Consider the following 12304-nt stretch of genomic DNA (forward strand, 5'->3'; position numbering starts at 1 on the left):
GAGAGACGGATGTTTCAGCAAGAGCTGTTCCAGTGTTCAACGCGAGGCATTCCCGAATGCCTTAGGCAACGATAAATAAGCGGAACCGAACGCGGATCTTAAGTAGATTGATTCGTTATCCATAATATATTTATGGCAATCTCCACGGATCGTTCTGGCATTTTCGCGTACCTGTCTTTCGGCTGCGTCCGCCTAAAAATATGGCGAAAGGACCTGTGCGGCATCGCCGCTCAGCGCGACACGCGAGGACGTCCAACGCGGCAGGGCGGACACATACGTGATCTGGTTGCGCAGACTCTGAAGCGGCTGGAAAACGGACGCTCGAATTTGATCCGTTCCATGGTCTTCGCTAATGGAAGGATGAGCCGAAATATCAAACGAAAAACGGGCGTCATCTCGCAAGAAATGACGCCCGCATACCAGCCATCAGCAACCAATATGAATTACTGAGCCGAAGCCTGCACGCGCTGGTTTTGACCCTGCGTTGCCGCGACCGGCGCCGAAGCCGCCGCCGCACCTGAAGCCGCCGAAGTCCCCGACGCCACCGGCGCCTGATCTGGATGACGCGGATCATGCAGCTCGCTATCCGACCAGCCGCCGCCCAGATCGCCGAACAGCGAAGCGGCGTCCACAAGCCGGGTCTCCTGCACGTTCAACGCCGTTTGCTGGCTGCTCAACTGGGTGGCCTGGGCCGTGGCCACGGTGGTGTAATCCACCGTGCCGGCCTGGTATTCGTTGAAGGCAATCTCCGTGCCGCGGGTCGCGTCGCGCACCGCGTCGTTCAGCGTATTGGACTGCTGCGCCAGAATGCGCAGGCCGGAGAGGTCGTTCTCGACGTCTTCGAACGCGGTCAGCACCGTGCCACGGTAGTTCGCCAGCGCCGAATCGTAAGCTGCCCTGGCCGCCGCCACCTGACCACTGCGCAGGCCGCCGTCGAAGAGGGTCTCCGTCGCGTTGCCGCCCAGCGACCAGACGTAATTGGCGACATGCAGCAGCCCGCTCAAGGGCGATTGCGTGAAGCCGTCCAGCGCCGAGATGGACACCGTCGGGTAATACGCCGCCACCGCCACGCCGATCGCCGCATTCTGCGCGGCCATCTGCCGTTCGGCCGTGGCGATGTCGGGCCGGCGTTGCAGGAGCGTCGACGGCACGCCGGCCGGAACGTCCGGCAGGCTCGGCAAGGTCGGGTTAAACGGAATATCCAGATCTTCGGGGTTCTTGCCCACCAGCACGGCAATCGCATGCGCGTACTGCGCGCGCGCCACGCCCAGCGAGAGCAGGCTGGACTGGGCGTTTTCGAGCTGGGTGCGAGCGGTGATCACGTCGGACGGCGCCACGGTGCCGTACTTGTCCTGATTCGATACCACTTCCAGGAAGTGCTGGTACGCCTTCACGGTGTCCTGCAGCAGGGCGATATTCGCGTCGCTGGTGCGTAGCTGGATCACCGTGGTGGCGAGCGTCACCTGTTCGGAGAGCGTGGCGTTCGCGAGTGTGGCTTCGCTGGCCTGCGCAGTGGCGGAATTCTCTTCGATCGTGCGGCGCACCGAGCCCCACAGGTCGATGGTCCAGTCCACATTGGCTTCCAGCGACGCCGAATTGCTCACCGTCTGAATATTGCCGCCAAAAGCGCGGCTCGCGGCGAGGCTCGACGCACCGCTGCCGTTGCGGGCGCGAGTCCCGCTGCCGGTCACGCCGATGGTCGGAAACAGCGCGGCGCGGGCGATCTTCACCTCGGCCAACGCCTCCTGATAGTTGGCGTAAGACTGGCGCACGGTCTGGTTGGACACCACCACCTGCGGTTCGAGCTCGTTGAGCAGCGGATCGTTGAAGGCGGTCCACCAGTCGCCCTTGGGCGCGGTGGCGGCCGGTTCCGCCTGGGTCCAGCCCGGCAGTTCGTGGTAGGTCGCGGGAACGCTGACCTGCGGCCGGTGGTAATCCGGCCCGACCATGCAGCCGCCCAGCAGCACGGCGATCAAAGCGGCCAGGGGTTTGGCCAGCGGTTTGCAGTCAATCTTCATCTTCATGCCTTCGTATCCGTTTGCCCCGATTGCCGCGGCGGTCCCATTTGTTCCGCCTGGCGGTTCCACGGCAGCCCCGAGGACCACTGGACCAGCCTGGAGCGCAAGCGGTCCAGGTACAGGTAAATCACCGGCGTCGTGTACAGCGTAAAGACCTGGCTCAGGATCAGGCCACCCATCACCGTAATACCGAGCGGCTGACGCAGCGACGCGCCCTGGCCAATGCCGATGGCGAGCGGCACCGCGCCCAGCACGGCGGCGAAGGTGGTCATCATGATCGGCCGCAGACGCACGACAGCGGCGCCGTGAATCGCATCTTTTGCCGACATCCCGTCATTACGCTGCATCTGGATGGCCACGTCCACCATCATGATGCCGTTCTTTTTGACAATGCCGATCAGCAGGATGATGCCGATCAGCGCGATCACCGAGAACGGCGTGCCGAAGATCAGCAGCGCGAGGGTGGCGCCGATACCGGCCGAGGGCAGCGTCGACAGGATCGTCAGCGGGTGAATCGAGCTCTCATAGAGCACCCCGAGCACGATATAGACCACTCCGAGCGCCGCCACGATCAGCAGCGGGATCGTGCTGGTCGACTGCGCGTAGGCCTGGGCCGCGCCGGCGAACGCGCCGTGGATGCTGGCCGGCATGCCGATCTCGCGGGAGGCCGTGTCGATGGCCGTCTGCGCCGTGCTCAACGAACCGTTCGGCGGCAGGTTGAACGAGATCGTCGCCGCCACGAGGCCGCTCTGATGGTTCACCTGGGTCGACGTATGGTTGTTGACGTAGCCCGACAGCACGGGCAACGGCACCATGGTTTCGGCCGCGGTACTGTCCGCGCTGCCGCTCGAACTGCCGCCCTTGCTGTTGGCGATGCTGTTGGTGGTGGCGTTGGCCTGCGCGTTCGAGTTCAGCGCGTTGGTGGTCGACGCGCTGGTCGTCGCACTGACCGCGCTGGCCGCCGTTACGCCCGATACCGTGCCGCCCGGCATTTGCGTCTGCGCCGTGCCGAGGGCATTACCCGCTGCCGTGCTCAGATAAATCTGGCTGAGCGTCTGCGGATACTGCCAATACTCCGGCGCCACCTCCATCACCACGAAATACTGATTGAGCGCGTTGTAGATGGTGGACACCGTCCGCTGGCCAAACGCGTCGTACAGTACGTTGTCGATCTGGTTCGGTGCAAAGCCATAACGCGCCGCCGTCGCGCGGTTGAAGTTCATGTAGGTCTGCAGGCCGTTTTGCTGCAGGTCAGAGTTCACGTCGAGCACTTCGCCGCGCATCTTGCTGAGCGCGGTCACGAGCTTGGGCGTCCACGCGAACAGCGCCGCGGAATCCTCGCTCGTCAACGTGTACTGATACTCGGCCGCCGACTGCCGTCCGCCGATGCGCAGATCCTGCTGCGCCTGCATGAAGAGCCGCGCGCCGGAGACCGCGTTCAGCTTGGGCCGCAGGCGGTTGACCACCTCGGTGGCGGTGGCGTGGCGCTGCGCGAGCGGCTTGAGTTCGACGAACACGTTCGCCGTGTTCAACGCCCGGCCGCCCGTAAAGCCCGCCACCGACTGCACCGCCGGATCCTTCTGCACGATCTCCTGCAACTGCGCGAGCTTCTTCTCCATTGCCGTGAAGGAGATGCTCTGGTCGGCGATGATCTGGCCGATCAGGATGCCGGTGTCCTGCTCCGGAAAGAAGGTGCCCGGCAGCAGCTTGAGCAGAAACACGTTGGCCACCAGCAGGCCGATCAGCAGCAGGATGACCAGCAGCGCGTGGTCGAGCGCGGCGGTCAGCGAACGCGAATAGGCATTCTTGAAGCGCTCGAACATCGACTCGATCCACGTGGCCCAGCGCGCCTGCGAACGGCCGGCGCGCTCGTGGCTCAGCACGTAGGCGCACATGGCGGGCGTGACCGTGAGCGAGATCACGAGCGAGATCAGGATGGCGATCGACAGCGTGACCGCGAACTCGTGGAACAGCAGGCCGACGATGCCCGGCATCAGCAGGATCGGCAGGAATACCGCGATCAGCGAGAGGCTCATCGAGATCACGGTAAAGCCCACTTCGCCGCTGCCTTTTAGCGCCGCTTCCCTGGGACTTAAGCCCAGCTCCAGATGGCGCGTGATGTTTTCCAGCACCACCACCGCGTCGTCGACCACGAAGCCGGTGCCGATGGTCAACGCCATCAGCGACAGGTTGTCGATGCTGTAGCCGAGCAGGTACATCGGCCCGAAGGTGCCGACGATCGACAGCGGCAGCGCGACCGCCGGCACCAGCGTGGCGCGCGGCGACTGCAGGAAGATGAACACCACGCCCACCACCAGCAGCACGGCGATGAACAGCGTGCGTTCGGTGTCCGCCACCGAGGAGCGCACCGACTCCGAGCGGTCCACGGCGACCTGTACGTGCACGCTGTGCGGCAACGTCGCTTCGATAGCGGGCAGGACGTTGCGGATCTGCGCGACAGTGCTGACGACGTTGCTGCCCGGCATCGGATACACGATCACCAGCACCGCCGATTTACCGTTGTAGAGCCCGGCGTTGCGGATGTTTTCGTTGGAGTCCCTCACCTGGGCGACGTCGCGCAACAGCACCGGCGAGCCGTTGCGGTACGCGACCACAAGGTCGCGGTAGGGCGCCGCCTTGTTGATCTGGTCGTTGGACAGCACCACGTAGCGTTGCTCGCCCTGGTCGAGATGGCCCTTGGCGCTGTCGGCATTGGCGGCGGCGATTGCCGCGCGCACGTCTTCGAGGCCGATGCCGTAGCTATTCAGCTTGCCGGGCTGCAACTCCACCCGCACCGACGGCAAGGCGCCGCCGCCGAGCGTGATCTGCCCCACGCCGTTGACCTGCGACAACTGCTGCTGGATCACCGAATCCGCGGAGTCGTAGAGCTGCGCCTTGGTGAGCGTGTCCGAGGTCAGCGCCAGCACCATGATCGGCGAATCGGCCGGGTTGTACTGGCGGTAGGTCGGGTTGGCGCGCAAGGTGGTCGGCAGGTCGGCGCGCGCGGCCTGGATGGCGGCTTCGACGTCGCGCGCCGCGCCGTTGATGTCGCGGTTCAGACCGAACTCGACCACGATCATCGACGAGCCGACATAGCTGATCGAAGTCAGCTCCTCGACGTCGGCGATCGTGCCGAGGCGCCGTTCGAGCGGTTCGGCCACGGTCGACGCCATGTTGTCCGGGCTTGCGCCGGCCATCTGCGCCTGCACCACGATCACCGGGAAGGCGATGTTGGGCAGCGGCGCGACCGGCAGCCGGAAGTAGGCGAGCGCCCCCGAGATGAGGATCGCGACGGCCAGCAGGGTCGTCGCGACCGGGCGCCGGATGAATAACGCCGAAATGTTCAAGGCGTGTCCTCCGCCGTGCCTGCAGGCGTGCCTTCATTCGGGTCCTGCGGCTTGTTGCGGTTGCGCCAGCGCTGCGTGCGCTCGGCCATGCGGTCGAAGAACAGATAGATGACCGGCGTGGTGAAGAGCGTGAGGACCTGGCTCAAGGTCAGGCCGCCGATGATGGCGAGACCCAGCGGGCGGCGCAGTTCCGAACCGGTGCCGGTGCCGAGCAGCATCGGCAGGGCGCCGAGCATGGCGGCCAGCGTCGTCATCAGAATCGGCCGGAACCGCAGCAGCGACGCCTCGAAGATCGCCTCGCGCGCCGGCTTGCCGTGATTGCGTTCGGCGTCGAGCGCGAAGTCCACCATCATGATGGCGTTCTTCTTGACGATACCGATCAGCAGCACGATGCCGATAATGCCGATCACGTCGAGGTCGCTGCCGGCGATCATCAGCGCGAGCAGGGCGCCGATACCCGCCGATGGCAGCGTCGAAAGAATCGTCACCGGATGGATGAAGCTCTCGTACAGCACGCCCAGCACGATATACACGGCCACCAGCGCGGCGATCAGCAGGTACACCTCGCTCGAGAGCGAATCCTGGAAGGCCTGCGCCGCGCCCTGCAGCGACGAGGTGATCGACGGCGGCAGATTGACCGCCTGTTCGGCCTCGTGGATCTGTTTCACCGCCGTGCTCAACGACGCGTCTTTCGCGAGGTTGAACGAGATGGTGACGGACGGGAATTGCGCCAGATGGCTGATCACCAGCGGCGACTTGACGATCTGGATCTTGGCGATCGCCGACAACGGCACCTGGCCGCTGCTGCTGGTCTGGCTCGGCAGATACAGGTTGCCGAGCGAGCCCACGTTCGGCAGCGATTCCGGCTTGGCGACGAGAATCACCCGATACTGGTCCGACTGCTGGAAGATGGTCGAGACGATCCGTTGGCCGAGCGCGTCGTAGAGCGCGTTGTCGATGGTCGCCGGCGTGATGCCGAAGCGCGCCGCCAGTTGCCGGTTGACTTCGACGTTCACGCTCATGCCGTCGCTATTCATATCGCTTTGCACATCGGCGAGCGACGGAATCTTCTGCAGGCGTGCAATCAGTTCAGGCACGTACTTCTGGAACGCCTGCTGGCTCGGTCCGCGCAGCACGAAGCTGTACTGGTTCGGCGAGACCGTGGTGTCGAGCGTCAGATCCTGCTCCGGCTGCATATACAGCTTGATGCCGGGCACGTTGGCGACTTCGTTCTGCAGACGCCGCGCGATCTCCTGCGCGGTGTCCGAGCGCTTGTCGTGATCGCGCAGGTTGATCAGGAAGCGGCCGTTGTTGAGCGTCGAATTGGTGCCATCGATGCCCACGTAGGAGGTGAGCGAGACCACGTCCGGATCTTTCAGGATCTGGTCGGCGAGCGCGCGCTGGCGCGTCACCATCGCCTTGTAGGACACCGAGTTGTCGGCCACGCTGATGCCTTCGATCACGCCGACGTCCTGCACCGGGAACAGGCCCTTCGGAATCACCACGTACAGCAGGCCCGTCAGCACGAGGGTGAGCACGAACACCACCAGCGTCAGAATCTGGTGATCGAGCACCCAGCGCAAACCCTTCTCGTAGGCGTTGAGCGTTTTCTCGAACAGGCCCTCGCTGATCCGCTCGAAGCGGCTCGGATGGCGCTCGGCCTGGGCGCGCAATAGCCGCGCGCAAAGCATCGGCACCACCGTCAGCGAAACCACCGCGGAGAGCACGATGGTCACCGCCAGCGTCACCGCGAATTCGCTGAACAGACGCCCGATCACGCCGCCCATGAAGAGTAGCGGAATCAGCACGGCGATCAGCGAGATGGTGAGCGAAAGAATCGTGAAGCCGATCTGCCCGGCGCCTTCGAGCGCGGCCTCGAGCGGCGTTTTGCCCTCCTCGAGATAGCGCACGATGTTCTCGATCATCACGATCGAGTCGTCCACCACGAAGCCGGTGGCGATGATCAGCGCCATCAGCGAGAGGTTGTCGATCGAGTAGTTCAGCTGATACATCACGGCCAGCGTGCCGATCAGCGAAACCGGCACCGACACGCTCGGGATGATGGTGGCCGGCACGTTGCGCAGGAACACGAAAATCACCGCCACCACGAGGATGATGGCGAGCACCAGTTCGAACGCCGCGTCCGACACCGACGAGCGGATCACGCCCGTGCTGTCCGAGACGACCGTGACCTTCATGCCGGCCGGCAGCGTCGATTCGAGCTGCGGCAACTGCTTCATGATCTGGTTCACGGTGGCGATCACGTTGGCGCCCGGCTGGCGCTGCACGTTCAGCACGATCGCGGGCGTGCCGTTGTACCAGGCGCCGCGTTCGACGTCCTGGGCGGCCGAGGTGACGCGGGCGACGTCGCGCATGAACACGGGCGCACCGTTCTGGTAGGCGACCACCGTGTCCAGGTAGTCTTTCGGATCGCTGATCTGGTCGTTGCCGTTGATCGTGTAGTCGAGATCCGGGCCGTCGAAATTGCCCTTCGGCTGGCTGACGTTGACGTAGCTGAGCAGGGTGCGCAGGTCGTCGATGTTCAGGCCGTAGGCGGCCAGCTTTTGCGGGTCGGCCTCGACGCGGATCGCCGGCACGTTGCCGCCGCTCGTCGTCACCACGCCCACGCCCGACACTTCGGAAATCTTGGTGCCGAGGCGGTTGTTGGCGGCGTCTTCGAGCTGCGTGAGCGACATCGAGTTCGAGGTGACCGCGAGCGTCAGGATCGGCTGGTCGGCCGGGTTGACCTTGGCGTAGGTCGGCGGCGCGGGCAGGCCGGTCGGCAGATAGCTGTTGGCCGCGTTGATGGCCTGCTGGACGTTCTGCTCGGCGACGTCGAGGTTCAGCGACAGGTCGAACTGCAGCGTAATGACCGACGCGCCGTCCGAGCTGTACGAGGTCATTTGCTGCAAGCCGGGGATTTCGCCCAGTTGCACCTCGAGCGGCGCAGTCACCGTGGTAGCCATCACGTCCGGGCTCGCGCCCGGATAGAAGGTCTGCACCTGAATGGTCGGATAGTCGACGTTCGGCAGCGAAGAGACCGGTAGCACGCGCACCGCGACGAGGCCCACCAGCACGAGGGCGACCATCAGCAGCAGCGTCGCTACGGGTCTAAGAATAAACAGACGGGAGATATTCATCGGCGAGTGGATCCGCGGCTACGAAGCGGCGTCGACAGAAGCGGCGGAGGCCCCCGAGGCCCCTGAGGCGCCCGCTGCGTCCGATGCGCCGTTCTGGGCTCGCTTGTGATGGCCATGGGCGCCGCTCGCGGCGCCCGCTTCCGAAGCGTCCGAACCGGCCGCGGCACCCGAGGCGCCCGCCGCCGGGCGTGCGCCGGCGGCCTTGATCGGCGCGCCGTCGCTCAGGCGGTCGGTGCCGTCCGTCACGACGATGTTGCCGGCCGACAGGCCCGAGGTGATCACCGTGTTCTTGCCGTCGCTCGGTCCGAGCGTGACCTTGTGCACGGAGACCGTGTTGTTGGCGTTGACGAGGTAGACATAGTCGCCCGGCGCGCCGGTCTGCACGGCCGGAGTGGGCACCAGCACGGCATTTTGCAGCGTGTCGACCAGCAGCTTGACGTTGACGAACTCGTTCGGGAACAGCGCCTCGTCGTCGTTGGCGAAGGTGGCGCGCAGGGTCACCGTGCCGGTGGCCGTTGCCATCTGGTTGCTCACGGCGTACAGCGTGCCGGTGGCGATCTGCTTCGAGTTGTCGCTGCTAAAGGCGGCGACCGCGAGGTTCGCGCCCGTGCCCATGCGTTGCAGCACCTTGGCGAGCGAGTCCTGCGGCACGGTGAACTGCACCGTGGTCGGCTTCATGGTGGTGATGACGACGATGCCCGGCGAGGACGAGGCGGTCACGTAATTGCCCGGGTCCACGAGGCGCAGGCCGACGCGGCCGGATACCGGCGCGGTGATGTGGCAATAGGCGAGGTCGAGGTCGAATTGGGCGATGTTGGCGAGGTCCGACTTGACCGCGGCTTCGTCCTGCTGGACGAGGAACTGCTGGTCGACGAAGGTCTGCTCGGCAATCGACTTGTGTTCGTTCAACTGCGTGAAGCGTTCGAGATCGGAGCGGGCCTGGGCGAGCGCGGCGCGGTCCTTGGCGAGCGTGGCCTCGGCCTGCTGTTTGTCGATCTCATACTGGCGCGGATCGATCTGGGCGAGGAACTGGCCTTTCTGCACGTCCTGGCCTTCGTGATAACCGACCGCGGTCAGGTAGCCGCTCAGTTGCGGCAGTACCGTGACGGTGGCGGTGGGGGTCACCGTGCCGAGTTCGCTCAGGGTTTCCGGCATCGAGCCGAGGGTCGCGGTTGCGGTGGTCACCACTTGCGGCGCCGCTCCACGCACGGGCTTTTTCCGGCCCAGCACGTGTATCACCACGATCGCGATCAGCACCAGTACGACGAGCGCGATCAGGACGAGCCTGAGGCGCGAGCGCTTCGGCTGCGTGGACACGGCTTCGCTCATATTTTTCTCCGAAAACTTTTATTGCTATTGAAAATTGATTTGGCCCAGCCCAACCCGGCTGGACCGGCAAGAACTACTGACACTGCTGCCCCGGCGCGGTTCATCTGACCGGTTCGGGGTGGCGGGCCGAGGCGGGAAAGCGGGATTTGCCGCAACTGCGCAAAGTGCCACGTTTACAGCTTGTTGTCACCATCGGGCCGCTCTTTGACAAATGTTTGACGAGGCGCATCGCATCGACACACCGCGCGCCGCGTTCGACCGAAATGGCCGTGCGTTCATGACGCATGCTCCTGCGCCTTGCCCTCTGGCACGAACACATAGCCGCGGCCGCGCACGGTCTGGATGAAACGCGGCGCGGACGGGTCCGGTTCGAGAATGCGGCGCAGGCGCCACACCTGCACGTCGATGCCGCGATCCGTGCCGTCGTATTCCGGGCCATGCAGCAGTTCAAGCAGGCGTTCGCGGTTCAGCGCAAGCCGCGGATGATCCACGAAGATGCGCAGCAGGGCGAACACGCTGTCCGGCAACATGATCGGCCGGCCGCGCTGGCTCAAGGTGCGCGACTGGAAGTCGAGCAGGAAGCTGCCGAAGGCGAACGGCTCGCGTTGCTCCGGCGCCGCTGCCGACGGCGCCGTGCGGCGCCGCAACACCGCCTGAATCCGGGCGAGCAGTTCGCGCGGGTTGAAGGGCTTGGCCAGGAAGTCGTCCGCGCCGAGTTCGAGACCGATGATCCGGTCGACGTCGTCGGCTTTCGCGGTGAGGATGATAACCGGTAGATCGTCGCCGGTGGCGCGCAGTTTGCGCAGCGCGGTCAGGCCGTCGATATCCGACATCATCAGATCGAGCACGATCAGATCGGGACGTTCGCGCTCGAGCCGGCGTTCGAGCGAGGCGGCATCGTGCAAAACGGAAACCTCGAAGCCCGCGTCGCCCAGATAGTTGCGCAGCAGGTCGCGCAGCTCGGCGTCGTCATCGACAACCAGAATTTGAATAGCCATGCGTGCGAGTGTAATGTGCCGCGGTGAACTCTCCGCACCTCGGGAACGGCGAAGTGATTGCGAGGAGTTACCGGGAGGGTGTTGTGTAATCAGCGGTAACGGTTCAGGCGGCCACGAAAGGCGAGGCTGTGTCGGAATGGTTAAACGTAATGTGATGAAGGTAAATAGTAAGGAATGCGACAGGCCGTGCAGCGCGGCGCTGCGGCCCGTCGAATATGGCAGGGCTGTCAGAAAGAGGTGCCAATCTGGAACTGGAACTTCTGGTACTGATCGCCCGCATGCTTGACGATCGGCAGGCCGAAATCCAGCTTGAGCGGTCCGATCGGCGAGATCCATTCCAGACCCGCGCCATAGCTGTAGCGCAGACCATTGGCGCCGACGCTATTGCCTTCCGTGCCCCAGACGTTGCCACCGTCGACGAAGGTGAAGACCCGCAGCGTGCGGTCGTAACCGGTGCCCGGCAGCGGAAAGGTCAGTTCGACATTGCCCACCAGCATCTTCGAGCCGCCGATCGGATCGCCCGTCGACGCGTCACGCGGACCCAGCGAACTCGGCTCGTAGCCGCGCACCGATCCGATCCCGCCTGCGTAGTAGTTCTTGAAGATCGGATACGGCTCGCCGCCCAGGCCATTACCGTAGCCGCCCTGGAAGTTCAGGCCCAGCACGAAGCCCTTCGCAAACGAGTAGTAGTACTGTGCCTGCAGATCCGCCTTGTAGTAATTGGTGCGGGCGATCGGCGTGCCGTATTCGGCGTTGAACTGCGTGAAGTAGCCGCGGCTCGGCACCAGCGCGCTGTCGCGATTGTCGCGTGACCAGCCGAGCGTGAGCGGCACGTTGTCCGAGACGCGGCCGAACGAGTTCACATAGTCAATATAGCTTTGCGGCGTGGTGGCGTCCACGTCCAGGCGGTTCTGCTCGATACCCGTGCCGAAGTAGACCATGTCCGATTCGGAGAACGGGATGCCGAACTTGAGGTCGGCGCCGAGCGTGATGATGCGAAAGCTCGTGTCCGTGACGTTGGAGTAATACAGCGGCTCGCTGGTCCGGTAATAGACATCGGTAATACGCTTGATGCCGTCCACCGTGAAGTACGGATCCACCTGCGTGACCGTCAGCGTGCGGAAGGTCGTGGCCGTGTTCACGTTGACCGCAAGACTCGTCCCCGAGCCGAACACGTTGTCCTGCGACACGCCCGCCGAAATGATCGGGCCTTCGCCGGAGCCGTAACCCAGGCCCAGCGTGACCGAACCGGTCGGCTTTTCCGTAACCTTCACGTCCACGTCGACCTGGTCGGCCGTGCCTTCGACCGGGATGGTCGTCACGTCGACGTCCGTGAAGTAGCCCAGACGGTTGATACGGTCTTTCGACAGCGCGAGGCGGCTCGAATCGAACCACGAGCTTTCGAGCTGACGCATTTCGCGGCGCACCACTTCGTCGCGCGTGCGGGTGTTGCCGACGATGTTGATGCGGCG

General features: G+C 64.4%; 7 protein-coding genes. 1 reads left to right on the forward strand and 6 read right to left on the reverse strand.

Annotated features, from left to right (window positions below; translation table 11 throughout):
• Window positions 1–132 precede the first annotated feature (132 nt).
• Window positions 133–450 carry a hypothetical protein gene (locus FQ755_RS02250; protein WP_144150555.1) on the forward strand — a complete coding sequence of 106 codons (318 nt, stop codon included), beginning with the start codon at window positions 133–135 and terminating at the stop codon, window positions 448–450.
• Here FQ755_RS02250 and FQ755_RS02255 read toward each other — a convergent pair.
• The 6 genes from FQ755_RS02255 to bamA all read right to left on the reverse strand — a co-directional run.
• Entirely contained in the window at window positions 444–2024 is a 1581-nt protein-coding gene (locus FQ755_RS02255) for an efflux transporter outer membrane subunit (protein ID WP_409937017.1), read from the reverse strand. The genes FQ755_RS02250 and FQ755_RS02255 overlap by 7 nt on opposite strands.
• Window positions 2021–5365 carry an efflux RND transporter permease subunit gene (locus FQ755_RS02260; protein WP_144150556.1) on the reverse strand — a complete coding sequence of 1115 codons (3345 nt, stop codon included), beginning with the start codon at window positions 5363–5365 and terminating at the stop codon, window positions 2021–2023. The genes FQ755_RS02255 and FQ755_RS02260 overlap by 4 nt, the downstream gene beginning before the upstream one ends.
• The gene (locus tag FQ755_RS02265) at window positions 5362–8505 is read right to left on the reverse strand and encodes an efflux RND transporter permease subunit (RefSeq protein WP_144150558.1); all 3144 of its coding nucleotides are present in this window, start codon (window positions 8503–8505) and stop codon (window positions 5362–5364) included. The genes FQ755_RS02260 and FQ755_RS02265 overlap by 4 nt, the downstream gene beginning before the upstream one ends.
• 18 nt (window positions 8506–8523) lie before the next feature.
• Complete coding sequence (locus tag FQ755_RS02270) at window positions 8524–9834, reverse strand: efflux RND transporter periplasmic adaptor subunit (RefSeq protein WP_144150560.1); 1311 nt, start codon at window positions 9832–9834, stop codon at window positions 8524–8526.
• A 275-nt stretch (window positions 9835–10109) separates the two neighbouring features.
• Window positions 10110–10832, reverse strand: a complete 723-nt coding sequence (locus tag FQ755_RS02275) for a response regulator (protein ID WP_144150562.1) — start codon at window positions 10830–10832, stop codon at window positions 10110–10112.
• A 227-nt stretch (window positions 10833–11059) separates the two neighbouring features.
• Window positions 11060–12304, reverse strand: a 1245-nt coding sequence (gene bamA / locus FQ755_RS02280; protein WP_144150564.1) for an outer membrane protein assembly factor BamA, incomplete at its 5' end; no start/stop codon positions are given.

This window comes from Paraburkholderia sp. BCC1885, assembly GCF_900996235.1.
Lineage (GTDB): Bacteria > Pseudomonadota > Gammaproteobacteria > Burkholderiales > Burkholderiaceae > Paraburkholderia.